The 19,262-nt window shown below is 60.1% G+C and carries 21 protein-coding genes; 15 read left to right on the top strand and 6 right to left on the bottom strand.

Annotated elements, in window-relative coordinates:
* The first annotated feature begins 45 nt into the window (after nucleotides 1-45).
* The 6 genes from recA (at nucleotide 46) to ACIROY_RS08090 (ending at nucleotide 5,779) form a co-directional block, all read left to right on the top strand.
* Entirely contained in the window at nucleotides 46-1,152 is a 1,107-nt protein-coding gene (gene recA, locus ACIROY_RS08065) for a recombinase RecA (protein WP_402274274.1), read from the top strand.
* Nucleotides 1,153-1,208: 56 nt separating this feature from the next.
* Nucleotides 1,209-1,679: a recombination regulator RecX gene (gene recX / locus ACIROY_RS08070; protein WP_402274276.1), complete on the top strand. Its 471-nt coding sequence runs from the start codon at nucleotides 1,209-1,211 to the stop codon at nucleotides 1,677-1,679.
* A gap of 431 nt (nucleotides 1,680-2,110) precedes the next feature.
* Nucleotides 2,111-3,277, top strand: a complete 1,167-nt coding sequence (gene sucC / locus ACIROY_RS08075; RefSeq protein WP_144967216.1) for an ADP-forming succinate--CoA ligase subunit beta — start codon at nucleotides 2,111-2,113, stop codon at nucleotides 3,275-3,277.
* A 17-nt stretch (nucleotides 3,278-3,294) separates the two neighbouring features.
* A complete protein-coding gene (gene sucD, locus ACIROY_RS08080) occupies nucleotides 3,295-4,176 on the top strand; it encodes a succinate--CoA ligase subunit alpha (RefSeq protein WP_053195940.1) in 882 nt (293 codons plus the stop codon).
* Between the two features lie 166 nt (nucleotides 4,177-4,342).
* Nucleotides 4,343-5,068, top strand: coding sequence for a TerC family protein (locus tag ACIROY_RS08085; RefSeq protein ID WP_402274280.1), 726 nt, complete (start codon nucleotides 4,343-4,345; stop codon nucleotides 5,066-5,068).
* Between the two features lie 198 nt (nucleotides 5,069-5,266).
* Nucleotides 5,267-5,779, top strand: a complete 513-nt coding sequence (locus ACIROY_RS08090; RefSeq protein ID WP_402274283.1) for a pilin — start codon at nucleotides 5,267-5,269, stop codon at nucleotides 5,777-5,779.
* A gap of 63 nt (nucleotides 5,780-5,842) precedes the next feature.
* On the opposite strand, the gene moaC is transcribed toward ACIROY_RS08090, so the two are convergent.
* A complete protein-coding gene (moaC, locus tag ACIROY_RS08095) occupies nucleotides 5,843-6,358 on the bottom strand; it encodes a cyclic pyranopterin monophosphate synthase MoaC (RefSeq protein WP_402274286.1) in 516 nt (171 codons plus the stop codon).
* 98 nt (nucleotides 6,359-6,456) lie between these two features.
* On the opposite strand from moaC, the gene ACIROY_RS08100 reads away from it, so the two are divergent.
* Nucleotides 6,457-8,016 (top strand): M48 family metalloprotease, encoded by a 1,560-nt coding sequence (locus ACIROY_RS08100; RefSeq protein ID WP_402274288.1) that lies wholly within the window; start codon nucleotides 6,457-6,459, stop codon nucleotides 8,014-8,016.
* Between the two features lie 21 nt (nucleotides 8,017-8,037).
* Here the strand turns inward: ACIROY_RS08100 and ACIROY_RS08105 are convergent, their stop codons facing one another.
* From ACIROY_RS08105 to ACIROY_RS08125, 5 genes are all read right to left on the bottom strand, one after another.
* A complete protein-coding gene (locus tag ACIROY_RS08105; RefSeq protein ID WP_402341078.1) occupies nucleotides 8,038-8,634 on the bottom strand; it encodes a DUF2946 family protein in 597 nt (198 codons plus the stop codon).
* A gap of 3 nt (nucleotides 8,635-8,637) precedes the next feature.
* Entirely contained in the window at nucleotides 8,638-9,588 is a 951-nt protein-coding gene (locus ACIROY_RS08110; protein ID WP_402341081.1) for a YheT family hydrolase, read from the bottom strand.
* Between the two features lie 64 nt (nucleotides 9,589-9,652).
* Nucleotides 9,653-10,084: a YybH family protein gene (locus ACIROY_RS08115; RefSeq protein ID WP_402274295.1), complete on the bottom strand. Its 432-nt coding sequence runs from the start codon at nucleotides 10,082-10,084 to the stop codon at nucleotides 9,653-9,655.
* A 96-nt stretch (nucleotides 10,085-10,180) separates the two neighbouring features.
* Complete coding sequence (locus tag ACIROY_RS08120; RefSeq protein ID WP_016832182.1) at nucleotides 10,181-10,378, bottom strand: zinc-finger domain-containing protein; 198 nt, start codon at nucleotides 10,376-10,378, stop codon at nucleotides 10,181-10,183.
* Between the two features lie 33 nt (nucleotides 10,379-10,411).
* Entirely contained in the window at nucleotides 10,412-11,332 is a 921-nt protein-coding gene (locus ACIROY_RS08125) for a branched-chain amino acid transaminase (protein ID WP_402341084.1), read from the bottom strand.
* A gap of 146 nt (nucleotides 11,333-11,478) precedes the next feature.
* Between ACIROY_RS08125 and ACIROY_RS08130 the strand changes: the two genes are divergently transcribed.
* The 8 genes from ACIROY_RS08130 (at nucleotide 11,479) to ACIROY_RS08165 (ending at nucleotide 19,258) form a co-directional block, all read left to right on the top strand.
* The gene (locus tag ACIROY_RS08130) at nucleotides 11,479-12,261 is read left to right on the top strand and encodes an AzlC family ABC transporter permease (RefSeq protein ID WP_402274301.1); all 783 of its coding nucleotides are present in this window, start codon (nucleotides 11,479-11,481) and stop codon (nucleotides 12,259-12,261) included.
* Nucleotides 12,258-12,581, top strand: a complete 324-nt coding sequence (locus ACIROY_RS08135) for an AzlD domain-containing protein (RefSeq protein ID WP_116434028.1) — start codon at nucleotides 12,258-12,260, stop codon at nucleotides 12,579-12,581. The genes ACIROY_RS08130 and ACIROY_RS08135 overlap by 4 nt, the downstream gene beginning before the upstream one ends.
* A gap of 169 nt (nucleotides 12,582-12,750) precedes the next feature.
* Nucleotides 12,751-13,941 (top strand): phosphoglycerate kinase, encoded by a 1,191-nt coding sequence (locus tag ACIROY_RS08140; RefSeq protein WP_402341087.1) that lies wholly within the window; start codon nucleotides 12,751-12,753, stop codon nucleotides 13,939-13,941.
* Nucleotides 13,942-13,976: 35 nt separating this feature from the next.
* Entirely contained in the window at nucleotides 13,977-15,410 is a 1,434-nt protein-coding gene (pyk, locus tag ACIROY_RS08145; protein WP_402274308.1) for a pyruvate kinase, read from the top strand.
* A 24-nt stretch (nucleotides 15,411-15,434) separates the two neighbouring features.
* Nucleotides 15,435-16,499, top strand: coding sequence for a class II fructose-bisphosphate aldolase (fba, locus tag ACIROY_RS08150; protein WP_116434025.1), 1,065 nt, complete (start codon nucleotides 15,435-15,437; stop codon nucleotides 16,497-16,499).
* A 154-nt stretch (nucleotides 16,500-16,653) separates the two neighbouring features.
* Nucleotides 16,654-17,550, top strand: a complete 897-nt coding sequence (locus tag ACIROY_RS08155) for a phosphoribosylaminoimidazolesuccinocarboxamide synthase (RefSeq protein WP_402274311.1) — start codon at nucleotides 16,654-16,656, stop codon at nucleotides 17,548-17,550.
* A 2-nt stretch (nucleotides 17,551-17,552) separates the two neighbouring features.
* Nucleotides 17,553-18,056, top strand: coding sequence for a 5-(carboxyamino)imidazole ribonucleotide mutase (purE, locus tag ACIROY_RS08160; protein WP_402341090.1), 504 nt, complete (start codon nucleotides 17,553-17,555; stop codon nucleotides 18,054-18,056).
* Entirely contained in the window at nucleotides 18,053-19,258 is a 1,206-nt protein-coding gene (locus tag ACIROY_RS08165) for a 5-(carboxyamino)imidazole ribonucleotide synthase (RefSeq protein WP_402341093.1), read from the top strand. The genes purE and ACIROY_RS08165 overlap by 4 nt, the downstream gene beginning before the upstream one ends.
* Nucleotides 19,259-19,262 lie beyond the last annotated feature (4 nt).

Here is a 19,262-nt window from a genome sequence, read left to right on the forward strand (position 1 = left end):
TTGATCTCTGACTGATCCGAACGAACACTTTGTTGAAAGAACCCTATGGACGATAAAAAATCCGCGAACAACTCTGAGAAGGGCAAAGCGCTGGCCGCTGCCCTTGCACAGATCGAGAAGCAATTCGGCAAGGGCTCGGTCATGCGTATGGAAGACGGCGCAGTCCTCGAGGAAATCCAGGTCGTCTCGACCGGCTCCCTCGGCCTGGACATCGCGCTGGGCGTCGGCGGTCTGCCGCGCGGCCGCGTGATTGAAATCTACGGTCCGGAATCCTCCGGTAAGACCACGCTGACACTGCAAGCCATTGCTGAAATGCAAAAAATCGGCGGCACCTGCGCCTTTATCGACGCGGAACATGCACTGGACGTGACTTACGCGCAGAAGCTGGGCGTCAACTTATCCGAACTGCTGATTTCGCAGCCCGATACCGGTGAACAAGCGTTGGAAATCACCGATGCGCTGGTGCGCTCCGGCGGTGTTGACCTGATCGTGATCGACTCGGTCGCTGCCCTGACGCCACGTGCCGAAATCGAAGGCGACATGGGTGACTCCCTGCCGGGGCTGCAAGCACGCCTGATGTCGCAAGCGCTGCGCAAGCTGACCGGCAGCATCAACCGCACCAGCACCACCGTGATCTTCATCAATCAGATCCGCATGAAGATCGGCGTCATGTTCGGCAACCCCGAAACAACCACCGGCGGCAACGCGCTGAAGTTTTACGCCTCCGTGCGCCTGGATATCCGCCGCACCGGCTCGATCAAGTCTGGTGACGAAGTCATCGGCAGCGAAACCAAGGTCAAAGTCGTCAAGAACAAGGTGGCGCCGCCATTCCGCGAAGCTCACTTCGACATTCTTTATGGCGAAGGCACATCGCGCGAAGGTGAAATCCTCGATCTGGGCTCAGACGCCAAGATCGTGGAAAAGTCCGGCGCCTGGTACAGCTATAACGGCGAACGTATCGGCCAGGGTAAGGACAATGCACGCAATTTCCTGAAAGAACGTCCGGAACTGGCGCGCGAAATCGAAAACAAGGTACGCGTTTCGTTGGGCGTTCCTGAATTGGCTGCAGGTGGTGCAGGTACTCCTGCTGCTGCAACACCGGCACCAACTGGCAAAGGTTCTGCAAAGAACGTCGCTGCCGAAGAATCCTGATGTCGTTGTACTTCGCTCGTGTCTTGTCGGTCGCAACGATCGCGACGGTGTGACCGATGCCCAGGCCGCAAATCAGCCTGAAGGCGCGAGCGCTCAAATATCTCTCTTCACGTGAGCATAGTCGTCTGGAACTTGCGCGTAAGCTAACTCCTTACGCGCAAGATGACGACGATATCGAAGCTCTGCTGAACTGGCTGCAAGAATCCAAATTCCTTTCTCAAGAGCGTTTCTCCGAATCCTTGGTGAATCGTCGCGTTGGCCGTTACGGCAACAACCGCATCCTTTCCGAATTGAAAAGCCACGGCATCACCGGCGAAGCGCTGGGGGAAGCCAAAATTGGGCTCACCCAGGGTGAAAACGAGCGGGCGCGCGAAGTTTTGCGGCGCAAATTCGATGAAGCGCCGACCGACGGCGTGGCGCGCGCCAAGTGCATGCGTTTTCTACAGCAGCGTGGTTTTTCGCATCGGGCGATTCAAGCGGCGGTCAAAACTGCGTGGAGCGACGGTGAGCATGACGATTTTGATTGACCGATCGGTCGATTAATCAAGGTTTCCCTTCGGTAGTTCGTCAATACCCCTGCTGTAGCGTGGACTTTTGTCCGTACGGCAATCCCGCAAAAATAGTCTCCATAAGCCCATCCTGCTGCCTAGGCGGGGCGAGCTGTGCTAAAATCTCCGGGTTTTTGCTGCGCCGCATTAGCGGCTGTCATGGCAATCTTTGCGATGACGACACGCAATGCGACAACGACTAATGTTGATCAAATGGCATTCTCTATGCCCAATGCACTGTCTGCACCTTCTACTAAGCAATCCGCCCGGCTGCATCAGCCACGCGTCTCCTCGTTCGGGGAAAACGCGCCAGCGCGGATTCTTGCCTCCATTCGCGCCGCGCGGTGTTGCCGCCAGCCGGATTTCAATCCAGTAAGTTTTATTTAATAGTGTCTTAAAGGGAAGCTCCCATGAAAATCCATGAGTATCAGGGCAAAGAAATCCTCCGCCAATTCGGCGTGACCGTTCCACGCGGCATTCCATGCCAATCCGTTGAAGATGCCGTCAAGGCAGCTGAAACGCTGGGCGGTCCGGTGTGGGTCGTCAAGGCGCAAATCCACGCGGGTGGCCGCGGCAAGGGCGGCGGCGTGAAAGTCGCCAAGTCCCTGGAACAAGTCAAGGAATACGCCGGCCAGATCCTCGGCATGCAATTGATCACGCACCAGACTGGCCCTGAAGGCCAAAAAGTGCGTCGCCTGCTGATCGAAGAAGGCGCGGACATCAAGAAGGAACTGTACGTTTCCATGGTCACCGACCGCGTCAGCCAACGTGTGGTTCTGATGGCTTCCAGCGAAGGCGGCATGGACATCGAAGAAGTTGCAGAAAGCCACCCTGAACTGATCCACCAGATCGCCATCGATCCGTCGACCGGCCTGACCGATGCCGACGCTGACAGCATCGCCACCAAGATCGGCGTTCCAGCCGCGTCCGTGGTCGACGCGCGCAAGCAATTGCAAGGTCTGTACAAGGCATACTGGGAAACCGATGCGTCGCTGGCCGAAATCAACCCGCTGATCCTGACCGGCGACGGCAAGGTCATCGCTCTGGACGCCAAGTTCAACTTCGACTCCAACGCGCTGTTCCGTCATCCTGAAATCGTCGCTTACCGCGATCTGGACGAAGAAGATCCAGCTGAAGTCGAAGCTTCCAAGTTCGACCTGGCCTACATTTCCCTCGACGGCAACATCGGCTGCCTGGTCAACGGCGCCGGTCTGGCCATGGCCACCATGGACACCATCAAGCTGTTCGGCGGCGAGCCAGCCAACTTCCTGGACGTCGGCGGCGGCGCAACTACAGAGAAGGTTACCGAAGCATTCAAGATCATGCTGAAGAACCCAGAACTGAAAGCCATCCTGGTCAACATCTTCGGCGGCATCATGCGCTGTGACGTGATCGCCGAAGGCGTGATCGCTGCGTCCAAGGCCGTTTCCCTGAAAGTGCCGCTGGTTGTGCGCATGAAGGGCACCAACGAAGAAATCGGCAAGAAGCTGCTGGCCGACTCCGGCCTGCCGATCATCTCGGCAGACAGCATGGAAGAAGCTGCGCAAAAAGTTGTTGCTGCAGCCAACGGTAAATAATAGGACAAGGAATAGCTATGTCGATTCTGATCAATAAAGACACCAAAGTCATCACCCAAGGTATCACCGGCAAAACCGGTCAATTCCACACCCGCATGTGCCGCGATTACGCGAACGGCAAGAACGCTTTCGTTGCAGGCGTGAACCCGAAGAAGGCCGGCGAAGATTTCGAAGGCATTCCAATTTTCGCGAATGTGTCCGAAGCCAAGAAGGCTACCGGCGCGACCGTTTCGGTGATCTACGTTCCACCTGCAGGCGCAGCAGCTGCGATCTGGGAAGCTGTCGAAGCCGACCTGGACCTGGCCATCTGTATCACTGAAGGCATTCCTGTGCGCGACATGCTGGAACTGAAAAACCGCATGGCCAAGGCCGGCAGCAAGACATTGCTGCTCGGTCCTAACTGCCCAGGCCTGATCACACCGGACGAAATCAAGATCGGCATCATGCCGGGTCACATCCACAAGAAGGGCCGCATCGGCGTGGTTTCCCGTTCGGGCACATTGACCTATGAAGCCGTCGGTCAACTGACCGCACTGGGTCTCGGTCAATCGTCCGCAGTCGGTATCGGCGGCGACCCGATCAACGGTCTGAAGCACATCGACATCATGAAGGCCTTCAATGACGATCCGGACACCGATGCCGTCATCATGATCGGTGAAATCGGCGGTCCTGACGAAGCCAACGCTTCGTACTGGGTCAAGGACAACATGAAGAAGCCAGTCATCGGCTTCATCGCCGGCGTGACTGCGCCTCCAGGCAAGCGCATGGGCCATGCCGGCGCGCTGATCTCGGGTGGTGCTGATACTGCCGAAGCGAAGCTGGCGATCATGGAAGAGTGCGGCATCAAGGCAACACGCAATCCGTCGGAAATGGCGCGTCTGCTGAAGTCGGTGCTGTAATTCATTTGCCGCACTGGCAAGCGAACGGCAGGCTGGATTGATTTGTCGACGTTGTTGCGATCGTTGCAAACTCGGCAGAACTTCCCGGCCTGACCGGTGACATACCAATATGGGGAGCTCCGGCTCCCCATATTGCTTTAGTGTTCACGAATATTTTGGGGGTTGTATGGATTTTTTGACGGAACTGAACTGGCTGGCGGTCGGCCAGATCATCCTGATCGATATTTTGCTCGGTGGCGACAACGCCATCGTGATTGCGCTGGCGTGCCGCAACCTGCCGGCCAACCTGCGCTTGCGCGGCATCCTGTGGGGCACGTTCGGCGCCATCGCCATTCGTATCGTGCTGATCGCCTTCGCGGTGACCTTGCTGCAAATGCCGTTCATCAAGCTGGTGGGGGGCGTCCTGCTGTTCTGGATCGGCACCAAGCTGCTCAGCGAAGACGACGGCCATGGTGAAATCAATGGCAGCGACAAGCTGTTGTCGGCGATCAAAACCATCGTCGTGGCCGACCTGGTGATGAGCCTGGACAACGTCATCGCGATTGCCAGCGCTGCCGAACAGGCAGCCGGCGAACATCAGTTGCTGTTGGTGGTGTTCGGCATTCTGGTCAGCATCCCCATCATTGTCTGGGGTAGCACGCTGGTGCTCAAGCTGATGGAAAAGGCGCCGCTCATCATCACGCTGGGCGCGGCTTTGCTCGGCTATCTTGCGGGCGGCATGATCATCTCCGACGTGGCGATCAAGGGCTGGGTGCAGACCTATCTGCCGCACCATGAGTTCGAGGTGCCCGGCCTGCAACTGCATCTGAGCCTGCCCGGCGTGGTCGGTGCCATCGGCGTCGTGATGGTCGGCAGCTGGCTGGCACGCAGGGCGCAAAAGCACGCGGCATAAAGAAGGTCTGAAGCAACCGGGCGAGGCCGGATGATAAATTCCGCCTCGCCCGTGCGGTTATAAAGATGTTCACAAATTCGCCGTGGGCGAATATGATCCATGCGGGGAGTCTGGCGTTGCCCGAGAGAAAACGACGGCCGTGGACAGATGGCCAGGCAACGCTCCCGAAACTCGATTTTTTTGTAATAGGAAAACAATATGCAAGCGAAGCGGTCTGCACGTTACTCACCCACCGGTTTCACCCTGATTGAATTGATGATCGTTATCGCCATCGTAGGTGTCCTCGCGATGGTGGCGATTCCGCAATACCGGGATTACCTGGTCCGCACGAAAGTGGCGGAAGGGCTAAATCTGGCGACGCCGGCAAAGATGGCGGTATCGGAGACGATTGCCTCCAAGAATGGCACCGGCTTTGACCAGAACGCGACCGGTTATACATTTACGCCGTCGACCGATATCAAGTCGATTTCCGACATCAAGATCGCGCAAGGCGGCATTATCACTATCACCTTTGGCGAGATTGGTGGCGAAGCCAATGGAAAGACCCTGAAGCTGGTGCCGTCGGCGAGCAATCCAAGCGCGATTACCTGGTTGTGTCAGACCGCGCCCGGAACATCAACTACGGCGACCACACCGGCTACGGCAACCACACCGGCTGCAGACTTGCCGACGCTGCCTGCAAAATACGCCCCAGAAGTCTGCCGCGGTTAATCCGTTCAGCGGTAATAAAAAAGCGTGCATCAGCACGCTTTTTTTACGCCCACAGCAAACGTCTCAGGCCTGCGACCACGATCCCGATTTTCCGCCATGTTTCTCCTGGACCCGAATATCGGACATCACCATGCCGCGGTCAATCGCCTTGGACATGTCGTAAATCGTCAGCAGTCCGACCTGCACGGCAGTCAGTGCTTCCATCTCGACGCCGGTCTTGCCGTTGGTTTCCACGCGCACCGTGCAACTGATGCGCGACAAGACTGCATCAATGGAAAAATCCACCGACACATGCGTCAGCGCCAGCGGATGGCATAGCGGAATCAGGTCGCTGGTACGCTTGGATGCCATGATGGCGGCGATGCGGGCGATGCCGAGGACGTCGCCTTTCTTCGCGGTGCCAGACTGGATCACGGCCAGCGTTTCGGGTTTCATGGAAATGACGCCGCTGGCGACGGCGATGCGATGAGTGTCCTGCTTGGCGCCGACGTCGACCATGTGCGCTTGTCCGCCCTGATCGAAATGGGTCAGGCCCTGGTTGGCGTCGGCCGGTGAATTTGGCGTGTTGGAATCGGTCATGGCGGCGGAAAGTGAAAATCGGTCATTACTGCAGGTATCATAGCAGGCATTGAAAGAGCCACTCACGCTCCAAGCCACCCCTTACTCAGTGCCCGTCTATGCGTCAGTCTGTATCTTCTGAACAAACACATCGTCGTCGTTCGCTGTTGCGTCCAGCTTTGCGTTCCCTGTTCGCCGCGCTCGCGCTGACTGCTGCGACGCTGCCGCTGGCCGTCGCGCCGACCACAGGTGTTGCGCAGACGTTGCCGACGCTGGGAGATACCGAACGCGAGGGATTGTCGCCGCTGGTGGAGCGCAAACTCGGTGAGCAGATCATGCGCGATATCCGGCGCGATCCCGACTACCTCGATGACGGCCCGGTGCTGGAATACCTCAACAACTTCGGCTCCAACCTGGTGTCCGTGCGGCCGGACGTGCGCGGTGAAGCAGGCTACGATTTCTTTTTCTTCGCGGTGCGCGATCCGGTGTTGAACGCCTTCGCTTTGCCGGGCGGCTTCATCGCAGTACACTCCGGCCTGATGCTGGCAGCGCAGAGCGAGTCCGAATTGGCCTCGGTGCTGGCGCATGAAATCGGTCACGTCGCCCAGCGCCACATCGCGCGCATGATCGGCCAGCAAAAGCAGAATTCCATGATCCAGCTAGCTTCCATCGTGCTCGGTGCGCTGGCCGGCGTCTCCAGAGTCGGCGGCGACGCCGCCATGGCGACGATGATGGGCGGCACCGGCCTTGCGATGCAACGGCAACTTAATTTCAGCCGCGACGCCGAGCGCGAGGCCGATCGCGTCGGTTTGCAAATCCTGCGCGACGGCGGCTTCGACACCTCTGGCATGGTGGCGTTTTTCGGTCGTCTGCAAAGCGCGTCGCGCGGGCTCGGCGACGCAGTGCCCCCCTACCTGCTGACCCACCCGCTGACCACCGAACGTATCGCCGACATCCAGGCGCGCATACGCGACCAGCGTTACAGGCAGCGCGCCGACAATCCCGATTTTCAGCTGATTCGCGCGCGCGTACGTCTGTTGCAGAACAATACGGCGCAAGGTACCCGCGATGCCCAGGCGTACTTTGAATCGCAGCTGCGCCAGAACACCAAGATGCAGATCATGGTGTCGAAGTACGGTCTGGCGTACGCGGCTTATCTGCAGCGTTCCTACGACAAGGCCGAGAGCCTGTTGCAGGAAGCGCGCGCGGCGTCGCAGCCGATGGTGCCGAGCATTCTGTTCACCAATCTCGACATTGACATCAAGCTGGCTAAAAAACAAGGCGCCCAAGCGCTCAAGGAAGCCGACGCTGCGCGCAAGCAATTCCCCTTGTCGCGCGTGGTGGCGCATCAGTACGCGGATGCGTTGATCGAGGGGCAGCGCTACGACGTCGCCGTTACCTACTTGCGCGACCAGGCGCAGCTGTATCGCCAGGAAGTCGCGGTGCAGGATCTGCTCGCCAAGGCCTATGCGGCGCAGGGCAAGCAAGCGCTGCAACACATGGCGCTGGCGGAATCCTATGTACTGCAAGGCAGTTTGCCGGCGGCGCTGGAGCAGCTCGGCATCGCACGCAAGGCGCCGGATGCCACCTTCTACGATCAGGCCATGATTGATGCGCGTGAGCGCGATCTCAAGGAGCAGTGGAAAGACGAGATGAAGGAAACCAAGGGGCGCGGATAATCGTCACGACTCAAGACCTTGTCAGGAAGTCGCGCGAGGGTGCGTGACGAAACCGAATTGTCCGGCCAGCTCGTCCGCACCGATTCGTTGCAAAGGGAGGTCGCGGCCGTCATGGGAGAAAACAAGTCCGGCTGCATCGCTTCCGTCCAGCCACTCCATGATTTCCTCATCACCGGCCGCCCGGCCCCCAACCGTCAGTGTCGCCAGCACGGCGGCGGCGTCGCGGTCGTCCAGCGCAGCGACGATAGTGCTCGATGCCAGCACCAGTTGGCCTTCCCGCGTCAGCCAGGCTTGTGAAATCGCTCCCAGTGTGGCGCCGGTCTGGGTGATGAATCCCGCGACCGGATCGGTGCGCACGATATGCGGCGTCAGTTCCAGATCAACATAGACCCGTTGCGGACCGTTCTGAAAATACCAGCGGCCTTCCTCATCATGGGTGTAATTGCGATTGATGAAGCCGAGCAGTGCCGGATGCGCGATCCTGTCGCCGGGAAGATCAAGATGCTGGGCGCGCTCGTCGCGCATGCGCCAGTGCCCGCGCGCATCCAGCTTCAGCCAGCCGAAGCAGTGCGGCACATTCGGCCACTTGGCCATCGCTTGCCTGACGACGTCATCCATTGCTTATTTGCCTTCCAGAAAATGCAGCATGCGTTGCGGCAGCCAGCCCAGCTCGCCCGGCGGTGCGCCGGTAGGGAAGCCGACATGGCCGCCTTCGTCAGGATATTCCAGTTTGACGCAGGCGGCAGCGCTTTCCGGCAAATACTGCGGCGGCAGGAATGGATCGTTTTTGGCGTTGAGCACCAGTGTCGGCACCGTGATGTCGTGGAGGATGTGCTTGGCGCTGGCGCGGTCCCAATAGTCTTCGGTATTGCGGTAGCCATGGAGCGGCGCCGTGACGATGTTGTCGAAGGTGTAGAGGTCGCGGGCCTGCAGCAGCGCGTCGCGGCTGAACAGGCCGGGGAATTGATCCAGCTTGACCAGGCATTTGGGACGCATGGTGCGCAGGAACACATGTGAATAAATCCGGTTGAAACCATGCGCCAGCGCCGCGCCGCCGCCGGCCAGGTCGAGCGGCGCCGACACCGCGCACGCGGCGTCGATGAACTCGGCCTGGTGCTGCGATTCGCCGAGCCAGCGCAGCAGAGCGTTGGCGCCAAGCGAGACGCCGGTGGCGTAGAACTTGCCGGCGCCGATGGTCGCCCGATGCGTGACCAGGCGGCGCAATATCCAGTCAAGTTCGCTGCTGTCGCCGGAATGGTAAAAGCGCGGCGCCAGATTGATTTCACCCGAGCAGCCGCGGAAATGCGGCACCACGCCGGTCCAGCCGCGCGCAGCCACTGCCGCCATCAGGGCGCGGCAATAGTGGCTGTCGGAGGAACCTTCCAGTCCATGGAACAGTACCACCAGCGGTTGCCCTGGCTGGCCGTCGACGAAGTCGACATCGATAAAGTCGTCGTCGGGCGTGTTCCAGCGTTCACGCCGGAAATGCACCGGCGGCTTGGCGATGAAGGTCGACGGATAAATCGTTTGGAGGTTGCCGCCGGGAAGCCAGCGAGGCGCGATGTAGTGCATGGATGGAGAACAGTGGATGCGCCGCCGCAGGACGGGATGCCAAGCGGGCGGCGCAGAAAAAATATCAGTGCAGCATGGTCTCGGCGATCGGCTCCGACGGCGCCGGTCCCGGTGCGACCGAGGCGTGGTGCGTGACGATGCGCCAGCCTTGTGCGGTCTTCATGTAGACATTGGTGGCGATGACGTGCACGTCCGGCTGGCTGTTGTCGGGATGGTGGATGTCCTCGATCACGTTGTGCACGGCGGTGGTGATGGTGTGTGCCGCATGCAGCTGGCGCGGCTGGATGTGCAGGCCGCCGCGCGCGAGGATTTCTTCCCAGCTGTTGCGGATGGCGACATGGCCGACCAGGCGTGCTGCGCCGGGATGGATACAGACGATTTCCTCGTCGTCGGCCCACAGCGCCATCAGCGCATCGAGGTCGGCGCGGGACAGCGCATCGTAATACGCTGCTTCGATTTCATCGGGTGAACCATGTAACAGTTTGGCGCGCGGCATGTCTTCTCCAGGAGGAAAAAGCAAAGAGGACCAATCGTTTCCTGGTGGTCCTCTTTATTGGTGTTGCTACTGCTGGGCAGGCGGCGATCTCAGGCCTCAGTGCGCCTTGACGACGGCGCCCGGCTTGAGCTGGTATTGCGTGCCGCAGTACGGACACTTGGCGGCGCCGTGGTCGTCGAGCTCCAGGAACACGCGCGGGTGCGACGACCAGTGCGGCATGTTCGGATTGGGGCAGTGTGCCGGCAGGTCTTTGCCGTCGAGTTGAACTGGCTGGGTTTGTTGGACTTGGCTCATGGTGTTTCTCCGGTGCGATATTGCTTATTTAAATTAAACCAGTGTCAGCCAATGCTGATATTGGGGCGCCTTGCCCGACACGACGTCGAAGAACAAGGTTTGCAGTTTTTCCGTGATCGGACCGCGGCCGCCGTTGCCGATGGTGCGGTTGTCGAGTTCGCGGATGGGGGTGATTTCCGCGGCGGTGCCGGTGAAGAAGGCCTCGTCGCAGCAATACATTTCGTCGCGCGTGATGCGCTTTTCAATGACCTCGATGCCGAGGTCGCGCGCCATCGTCAGCACCGCATCGCGCGTGATGCCGTCGAGGCATGAGGCGAGGTCGGGCGTGTAGAGTTTGCCGTTCTTGACGATGAAGACGTTTTCGCCGGAGCCTTCCGAGACGTAACCGTCGGTATCCAGCAACAGCGCTTCGTCGTAACCGTCGGCCAGCGCTTCCTGGTTGGCCAGGATCGAATTGATGTAATAGCCGGAGGCCTTGGCGCGCACCAGCGAGACGTTGACGTGGTGGCGGCTGAACGACGAGGTCTTGACGCGGATGCCCTTGTTGATGCCGTCTTCGCCCAGATACGCGCCCCAGGTCCAGGCAGCGATGGCGACGTGGATCTTGTTGCCCTTGGCGGAGACGCCGAGCTTCTCCGAGCCGATCCAGATCAGCGGGCGGATGTAGCCGGACTCGAGTTTATTTTCGCGCACCACCTGGCGTTGCGCTTCGAAGATGGTGGCCTGGTCGAACGGCACTTCCATCTGGAAAATCTTGGCCGAATTGAACAGGCGCTGGGTGTGTTCCTTCAGGCGAAAAATCGTCGTGCCCTGCGGCGTCTTGTAGGCGCGCACGCCCTCGAACACGCCCATGCCGTAATGCAGCGTATGGGTCAGCACGTGGATGGTCGCATCGCGCCAGTCGATCAGTGCACCGTCTTTCCAGATTTTTCCGTCGCGGTCATCCATGGACATGGGAGGTCTCCGAAGGGGTTCAAGAGGCAAAGACCACATTTTAACGGAACAAGCGCGTAAAAAGTTTCATCTGTAAAATGTCTGGACTGCGTAAAAATGCCGTATTGCAAGTTCATCGCATTCAATAAAAGCGGACCAGGGCAAGAATGAATAAGGAGACAGACGCCGGGGACAGTCGACCTGACCCGGCAGTCAATGTAGCAACTGCGGCCGCACTCGCGGCGCGGCGCATCGAAAAGGAAGCGTTTCAGGAAGGCTGGCGCGCGAGCGCCTCGACCATTCCGGCCGTGGCCGCCTGGGGCGTGGTCTCGGGGATGGCGATGGTCAAGTCCGGCATGACCCTCTGGCAATCGCTGGCGATGACGCTGACGGTCTACGCCGGTTCCGCCCAGTTCGCGGTGCTGCCCTTGCTGGCGGCGCATACGCCGCTGATCGTGATCTTCCTGACGGCCATGATCGTCAATCTCCGTTTCGTCATTTTCTCCGCCGCTGTTGCGCCTCATTTTGCTCATCTGCCTTGGTACCGGCGGGTCTGGTACGGCTACTTCAACGGCGACATCTCGATGGGATTTTTTCCTCGCCGCTTTCCCGCGCACACGGTGCATCAGCCGGCCGGCAAAATCGGCTTTTTCGAGGCGATCTGCTATCCGGGCTGGTTTGCGTGGCAGATCGGCGCGATCGTCGGCATCCTGCTGGCCAGCCAGATCCCGGAAAGCTGGAACATCGGTTTCGCCGGCACGCTGGCGCTGATCGCCATCACGATTCCGATGATCATCAACCGCGCGGCGCTGGCGGGTGTGGTGGTCTCCGGTGCTGTCGCGGTGGCGGCAATCAGCCTGCCTTACCGGCTGGGCCTGTTGCTGGCGGTGGTGATCGGCATGGCCGCGGCAATGGTGGCCGACAAATTCATCGACAAGGAAAAAGAATGAACGCCTTCGACGTTTGGGTTTCTATAGTCTTGTTGGTTGTGTCGACATTGATCACGCGCAGCGGTTTTTTCCTGTTCGGCCATGCCGTCAAGTTGCCGCCCAAGCTCCAGCACGCGCTCGGTTATGCACCTGCGGCGGCGATGGCGGCGATCATCTTGCCGGACCTGGTGACGACGAATGGCGCGATTGACATCAACTGGGCCAATCCCAAATTGCTGGCCGGCATCGGCGGCGGCGTGTTTTTCTTGGTAACGCGACATCTTTTGGGGACGATTGTTGCCGGAATGGCACTATTTACCGTGCTGCGCCTGGCGCTGTAAGCCCTTCCCGGGAGGCCTCGGCCGCTTGCCGGGCCGATTACTGCGGGAGTGCAACGCCAAATATTGTCGAATGCCGCCGAATGCTGCATTCCTGTCTGAAAACCATGCTGGGAGCAGGGCGGGTAGAGTAAAATAACGCCTTTTTGCCCCACCTTAGATTCCGCGAAAAATGAAATTCAACCGACTCAGCGACCTCATCTCCTCCAACCAACTGCAAGGCAAGCGCGTTTTCATTCGCGCCGATCTGAACGTGCCGCAGGATGATGCAGGCAATATCACCGAAGATACGCGTATCCGCGCGTCGGTGCCGGCCATCCGCCAGGCGCGCGACGCCGGCGCGGCAGTGATGGTGACTTCGCACCTTGGCCGTCCGGTCGAGGGCGAATTCAAGCCGGAAGATTCGCTGGCGCCGGTCGCCAAACGCCTGTCGGAATTGCTGGGCGCAGAAGTCAAACTGGTCTCGAACTGGACCAAAGGCGTCGACGTCGCTCCCGGCCAGGTTGTCCTGCTGGAAAACTGCCGCCTCAACAAGGGCGAAAAGAAGAACAGCGACGAGCTGGCGCAAAAGATCGCCAAGCTGTGCGACGTTTATGTCAATGATGCTTTCGGCACTGCCCACCGCGCTGAAGCCACCACCTACGGTATTGCCAAATTTGCGCCGGTCGCTTGCGCCGGTCCGCTGCTGGCAGCTGAACTCGATGCGCTGGGCAAGGCCCTGAACCAGCCGGCGCGTCCGCTCGTGGCGATCGTCGCCGGCTCGAAAGTCTCCAGTAAATTGACTATCCTGAAAGCACTGGCCGACAAGGTCGACAACCTGATCGTCGGCGGCGGCATTGCCAACACCTTCATGCTGGCGTCCGGCCTGAAGATCGGCAAGTCGCTGGCCGAAGCCGATCTGGTCGAGGAAGCCAAGGCCATCATCGACATGATGGCCAAGCGCGGCGCATCGGTGCCGATCCCGGTCGACGTGGTGTGCGGCAAGGAGTTTTCGCCGACTGCGGTGGCGACCGTCAAGGACGCCAAGGATGTAGCCGACGACGACATGATTTTCGACATCGGTCCGAAGACCGCCGCAACGCTGGCGGCGCAGCTGGCCAAGGCCGGCACCATCGTCTGGAACGGTCCGGTCGGTGTGTTTGAATTCGACCAGTTCGGCGGCGGCACCAAGGCATTGGCGCAGGCGATTGCGGATTCGGACGGTTTTTCGATTGCGGGCGGCGGCGATACGCTGGCGGCAATCGCCAAATACGGCATTACCGACAAGGTCGGCTATATTTCGACCGGCGGCGGCGCTTTCCTGGAATTCCTCGAAGGCAAGACCTTGCCAGCCGTGGAAATCCTGATGCAGCGCGCCCAATAAAAGAACAACAGCTTTACCACCAGAGAAAGATTTTCATGCAAAGAGCCACCAAGATTGTTGCCACCATCGGCCCCGCTTCCAGCGACAGAGACACGCTGACGCGCATGATCAAGGCGGGCGTTAATGTGGTGCGCCTGAACTTCTCTCACGGCAAGGCGCAGGACCATATCGACCGCGCCGTGCTGGTGCGCGAAGTGGCCGACGCCTGTGGCGTCAAGGTCGCCATCATGGCCGACCTGCAAGGTCCGAAGATCCGCGTCGGCAAGTTTGAAAACGGCAAAATCAATCTCGAAAACGGCGACAAGTTCATCCTCGACGCCGACTGCGCCATGGGCAACCAGGAGCGTGTCGGCCTCGACTACAAGGCATTGCCGCGTGACCTCAGGGGCGACGACGTGCTGCTGCTCAACGACGGTCTGATCGTGCTGGTGGTCGAGCGTGTGTTGGGCAATGAGATCCACACCGTCGTCAAGATCGGCGGCGAGCTGTCCAACAACAAGGGCATCAACCGCCAGGGTGGCGGTTTGTCGGCACCGGCGCTGACGGCCAAGGACATGGACGACATCAAGACGGCGATGAGCTTCCAGGCCGATTACGTCGCCGTGTCGTTCCCCAAGAATGCCACCGACATGGAAATGGCGCGCCAGCTCGGCAACGTCGCCGGCGAGCCGTTCGGCCACAAGCCGCTGATGATCGCCAAGATCGAACGCGCTGAAGCGATCCCATTGCTGCAGGAAATCCTCGACGCCTCCGACGGCATCATGGTGGCGCGCGGCGACCTGGCCGTGGAAGTCGGCAACGCCGCCGTACCGGGTCTGCAAAAGCGCATGATCAAGATGGCGCGCGCCTCCAACAAGCTGACCATCACCGCCACCCAGATGATGGAGTCGATGATCGTCAACGCCGTGCCGACGCGCGCGGAAGTGTCCGACGTCGCCAACGCCGTCCTGGACGGCACCGACGCCGTGATGACCTCGGCCGAAACCGCTTCGGGCAAGTATCCGGTGGAAACCGTCGAAGCCATGTCGGCCATCTGCCTGGCCGCGGAAAAATCCGAAGACTGCAAGCTCGACGCCGACTTCCTGAATCTGCAATTCACTCGCGTCGACCAGTCGATCGCGTACGGCGCGCTGTTCACCGCGCATCATCTGCGCGTGAAGGCGATTGCCGCGCTGACCGAGTCCGGTTCCACCGCCTTGTGGATGAGCCGGCACAACATTGATGTCCCTATTTTTGCCATCACCCCCAACGTCGCGACGCGCCAGAAGGCCGCGCTGTTCCGCAACGTGCGTACGTTCGAACTGGCGCAGTCCACCGACACCGAAGTGGTGTTGAAGGCCGTGCAGGACTTGCTGCTGGAGCAAGGCGTCGTGCAAAAGGGTGATTTGATCGTCGTGACCTGGGGTGAGCCGATTGGACAAGTCGGCGGCACCAATGCCCTGAAGATTCTCAGGGTCGGCGAGTACTGATTTTTATCGTTCTGGAGTTTTATCATGCCTCTCGTATCCATGCGTCAATTGCTGGACCACGCCGCCGAAAACGGCTACGGTCTGCCAGCGTTCAACGTCAACAATCTGGAGCAAGTCACTGCGATCATGCAGGCTGCCGACGAAGTTGGCGCGCCAGTCATCATGCAAGCCTCCGCCGGTGCACGTAAATACGCCGGTGAGGCGTTCCTGCGCCACCTGATCGAAGCCGCAGTCGAAGCCTATCCGCACATCCCCGTCGTCATGCACCAGGATCACGGCCAGTCGCCGGCGGTCTGCATGGCCGCGATCAAGTCGGGCTTCACTTCGGTGATGATGGACGGTTCGCTGATGGAAGACGGCAAGTCCGTCGCCAGCTACGAATACAACGTCGAAGTGTCGCGCAAGGTGGTCGAGTTCTCGCACGCCATCGGCGTCACGGTGGAAGCCGAACTGGGCGTGCTCGGTTCGCTGGAAACCATGATGGGCGACAAGGAAGACGGTCACGGCGCCGACGGCAAGATGACGCGTGAACAGTTGCTGACCGACGTCGCGCAAGCCGCCGACTTCGTCAAGCAAACGCAATGCGACGCACTGGCCATCGCCATCGGCACCTCGCACGGCGCTTACAAGTTTTCGCGCAAGCCGACCGGCGACATCCTCGCCATCGACCGCATCAAGGAAATCCACGCGCGCATTCCGAACACCCATCTGGTGATGCACGGTTCGTCTTCGGTTCCGCAAGAACTGCTGGCTGAAATCCGCGAGTTCGGCGGCGACATGAAGGAAACCTATGGCGTGCCGGTGGAAGAGATCCAGGAAGGCATCAAGCACGGCGTGCGCAAGATCAACATCGACACCGACATCCGTCTGGCGATGACTGGCGCGATCCGTCGCTACCTGATGGAAAATCCAGGCAAGTTCGATCCGCGCGATTACCTCAAGCCTGCCCGCGAAGCTGCGAAGCTGGTGTGCAAGGCGCGCTACCTGTCGTTCGGCTGCGAAGGCCAGGCCGGCAAGATCAAGGCGATCCCGCTGGAAAAGATTGCAGAGAAATACAAGAAGGGCGAGCTCTCCCAGATCGTGCAATAAGCAGCAAGCGATCAGCGAGCGAACCAAGCGACCGGGACTGGCAACAGCAGTCCCGGTTTTTTGACTTTAAAGGTGGGTAGAAAAACGGCGTTTTCGCCGTTCCAGGGTAACCCCGAATCCCAGAGCTTCAACCCACGGAATGACCGGAATCAACATGACCAGCCTCTACAAAACTTCCATCACTTCACTGCCCCTGCTGGGCAACGGCAAGGTGCGCGACAACTACGCCGTCGGCGACGACAAGTTGCTGATCGTGACGACCGACCGCCTGTCGGCTTTCGACGTCATCATGAACGAACCGATTCCGGGCAAGGGCAAAGTGTTGAACCAGATGTCGGATTTCTGGTTCGAGAAGCTGGGCGACATCGTGCCGAATCACCTGACCGGCATCGCTCCGGAAACCGTGGTTGCCGCCAATGAGGTCGAACAGGTGCGTGGCCGCGCCGTCGTCGCCAAACGCTTGAAACCGATCCTGGTGGAAGCCGTGGTGCGCGGCTACATCATCGGGTCCGGCTGGAAGGATTATCAGGATACCGGTTCGATCTGCGGCATCAAATTGCCGGAAGGCCTGCAACAGGCCGCCAAGCTGGCGGAGCCGATCTTCACGCCGGCCGCCAAGGCCGACCTCGGCGAGCACGACGAAAACATCAGCTTCGCCGACATGGAACAACGCATCGGCAGCGAACTGGCCAACAAGATGCGCGACATCAGCATCAAGCTGTACAAAACAGCCGCCGACTATGCAGCGACGCGCGGCATCATCATCGCCGACACCAAGTTTGAATTTGGTCTCGACGACAACGGCGTGCTGCACCTGATGGACGAAGTGCTGACCGCCGACTCGTCGCGCTTCTGGCCTGCCGACAGCTACAAGGTCGGCATCTCGCCACCATCGTTCGACAAGCAGTTCGTGCGCGACTATCTGGAAACCGTCGACGGCTGGAAGAAGACGCCACCTGCGCCTGCGCTGCCTGCCGAAGTGATTGAGAAGACCGGCGCCAAGTACCGTGAAGCGCTGGAACGCCTGACCGGCAATGCCCTGAAGGACTGATGATGAGCGAGAACAACGCACAAGCGCCGGTCGTCGGCGTGGTCATGGGATCGTCGTCCGACTGGGACGTGATGCAGCACGCCGTGGCCATCCTGAAGGAATTCGGCATCCCGCACGAGGCGCAAGTCGTCTCCGCGCATCGCATGCCGGACCAGATGTTCGATTACGCTGAGAACGCGCGTGCGCGCGGCTTGCGCGCCATCATCGCCGGCGCCGGCGGCGCCGCGCATTTGCCGGGCATGATCGCGGCCAAGACCATCGTGCCGGTGCTGGGTGTGCCGGTGCCGTCGAAGTATCTGCGCGGCGAAGATTCGCTGCTGTCCATCGTGCAAATGCCCAAGGGCATTCCGGTCGCAACGTATGCCATCGGCGAAGCCGGCGCCGCCAATGCCGCCTTGTCGGCCATCGCCATGCTGGCGACCACCGACGATGCCCTGGCTGCGAAGCTGGAAGCCTTCCGCGTCAAGCAAACGCAAGTTGCCCTGGATATGAAGTTGCCGTTATGAGTCAGAAGCAGTCCCCGTTGAATACCGTTTCGATCCCCACCACGACCCCGGCCACCTGGCTGGGGGTGATGGGCGGCGGCCAGCTCGGCCGCATGTTTGCCCACGCCGCACAGGCAATGGGCTTCAAGGTCGCCGTTCTGGAGCAGGAGGAAGATTGTCCGGCCGGACAAGTTGCCGATCGCCTGATCCGTACCTCGTATATCGATCCCAAGGGTTTGGAAGAACTGGCGTCGCTGTGCGGCGCGGTCACCACCGAGTTTGAAAACGTCTCCGCCGACAGCCTTGCCGCGTTGGCCGCAAAAACCTATGTCGCGCCATCTGCAGCCGGTGTGTCGATTGCGCAGGACCGCATCGCCGAAAAACGTTTCTTCGTCGACTGCAGCGCCAGTTCCGGCGTGCAGCCTGCGCCGCACAAGGTGATCGCTTCCGAAGCGGATATCGATGCGATCCCCGCCGATTTGCTGCCGGGGATTCTGAAGACCGTACGCATGGGGTATGACGGCAAGGGCCAGGTGCGCGTGCGCAGCATCGCCGATGTCAAGGCAGCGTTCGCCGACATGAAGGGCGTGACCTGCCTGCTGGAAAAAATGCTGCCGCTGGCCTACGAGGTCTCGGTATTGGTGGCGCGCGGCGCCGACGGCGCTGCCGTGGTGTATCCGATTGCCGAGAACGTTCATCGCGACGGCATTTTGTTTACCACCACTGTGCCATCGGATCATGTCTCTGACGCTGTTGCAAAGAAGGCGCAGGACGCCGCATTGGCGATCATTGCCAAGCTCGATTATGTCGGCGTGCTGTGCATAGAATTTTTCGTGCTGACGGACGGTTCGCTGGTCGTCAACGAGATGGCGCCGCGCCCGCACAACAGCGGTCATTACACCATTGACGCCTGCATCACCAGCCAGTTCGAACAACAGGCGCGCGCTATGGCGCGTTTGCCGCTGGGCGACGTGCGCCAGCATTCTCCGGCGGTCATGTTGAACATCCTCGGCGATGTCTGGTACGAAGGCGACAGCGACAGCATGCGGGAACCGGCTTGGGACAAGATCCTTGCGCTGCCGGGCGCGCATTTGCATCTGTATGGCAAAGCGCATGCGCGCCGCGCACGCAAGATGGGACACGTCACCTTTGTCGGGCCGACCATGGAACAGGCGCAGGCGCAACTGGTTGCCGCCTGCGTCATTCTCGGCATCGCGCCGTAAGGAC

Origin of the sequence: Herbaspirillum sp. NPDC101396 (genome assembly GCF_044767365.1) — a bacterium.
Taxonomy (GTDB): Bacteria; Pseudomonadota; Gammaproteobacteria; order Burkholderiales; family Burkholderiaceae_D; genus Herbaspirillum.

Coding starts and splice junctions, on each gene's coding strand:
- ACIROY_RS08130 (WP_402274301.1), top strand. CDS start 11,479: ATGAATAAGGAGACAGACGCCGGGGACAGTCGACCTGACCCGGCAGTC.
- recX (WP_402274276.1), top strand. CDS start 1,209: ATGCCCAGGCCGCAAATCAGCCTGAAGGCGCGAGCGCTCAAATATCTC.
- ACIROY_RS08135 (WP_116434028.1), top strand. CDS start 12,258: ATGAACGCCTTCGACGTTTGGGTTTCTATAGTCTTGTTGGTTGTGTCG.
- ACIROY_RS08110 (WP_402341081.1), bottom strand. CDS start 9,588: ATGCACTACATCGCGCCTCGCTGGCTTCCCGGCGGCAACCTCCAAACG.
- ACIROY_RS08125 (WP_402341084.1), bottom strand. CDS start 11,332: ATGTCCATGGATGACCGCGACGGAAAAATCTGGAAAGACGGTGCACTG.
- ACIROY_RS08115 (WP_402274295.1), bottom strand. CDS start 10,084: ATGCCGCGCGCCAAACTGTTACATGGTTCACCCGATGAAATCGAAGCA.
- ACIROY_RS08120 (WP_016832182.1), bottom strand. CDS start 10,378: ATGAGCCAAGTCCAACAAACCCAGCCAGTTCAACTCGACGGCAAAGAC.
- ACIROY_RS08085 (WP_402274280.1), top strand. CDS start 4,343: ATGGATTTTTTGACGGAACTGAACTGGCTGGCGGTCGGCCAGATCATC.
- sucD (WP_053195940.1), top strand. CDS start 3,295: ATGTCGATTCTGATCAATAAAGACACCAAAGTCATCACCCAAGGTATC.
- fba (WP_116434025.1), top strand. CDS start 15,435: ATGCCTCTCGTATCCATGCGTCAATTGCTGGACCACGCCGCCGAAAAC.
- moaC (WP_402274286.1), bottom strand. CDS start 6,358: ATGACCGATTCCAACACGCCAAATTCACCGGCCGACGCCAACCAGGGC.
- pyk (WP_402274308.1), top strand. CDS start 13,977: ATGCAAAGAGCCACCAAGATTGTTGCCACCATCGGCCCCGCTTCCAGC.
- ACIROY_RS08165 (WP_402341093.1), top strand. CDS start 18,053: ATGAGTCAGAAGCAGTCCCCGTTGAATACCGTTTCGATCCCCACCACG.
- ACIROY_RS08155 (WP_402274311.1), top strand. CDS start 16,654: ATGACCAGCCTCTACAAAACTTCCATCACTTCACTGCCCCTGCTGGGC.
- recA (WP_402274274.1), top strand. CDS start 46: ATGGACGATAAAAAATCCGCGAACAACTCTGAGAAGGGCAAAGCGCTG.
- purE (WP_402341090.1), top strand. CDS start 17,553: ATGAGCGAGAACAACGCACAAGCGCCGGTCGTCGGCGTGGTCATGGGA.
- ACIROY_RS08105 (WP_402341078.1), bottom strand. CDS start 8,634: ATGGATGACGTCGTCAGGCAAGCGATGGCCAAGTGGCCGAATGTGCCG.
- ACIROY_RS08100 (WP_402274288.1), top strand. CDS start 6,457: ATGCGTCAGTCTGTATCTTCTGAACAAACACATCGTCGTCGTTCGCTG.
- ACIROY_RS08090 (WP_402274283.1), top strand. CDS start 5,267: ATGCAAGCGAAGCGGTCTGCACGTTACTCACCCACCGGTTTCACCCTG.
- ACIROY_RS08140 (WP_402341087.1), top strand. CDS start 12,751: ATGAAATTCAACCGACTCAGCGACCTCATCTCCTCCAACCAACTGCAA.
- sucC (WP_144967216.1), top strand. CDS start 2,111: ATGAAAATCCATGAGTATCAGGGCAAAGAAATCCTCCGCCAATTCGGC.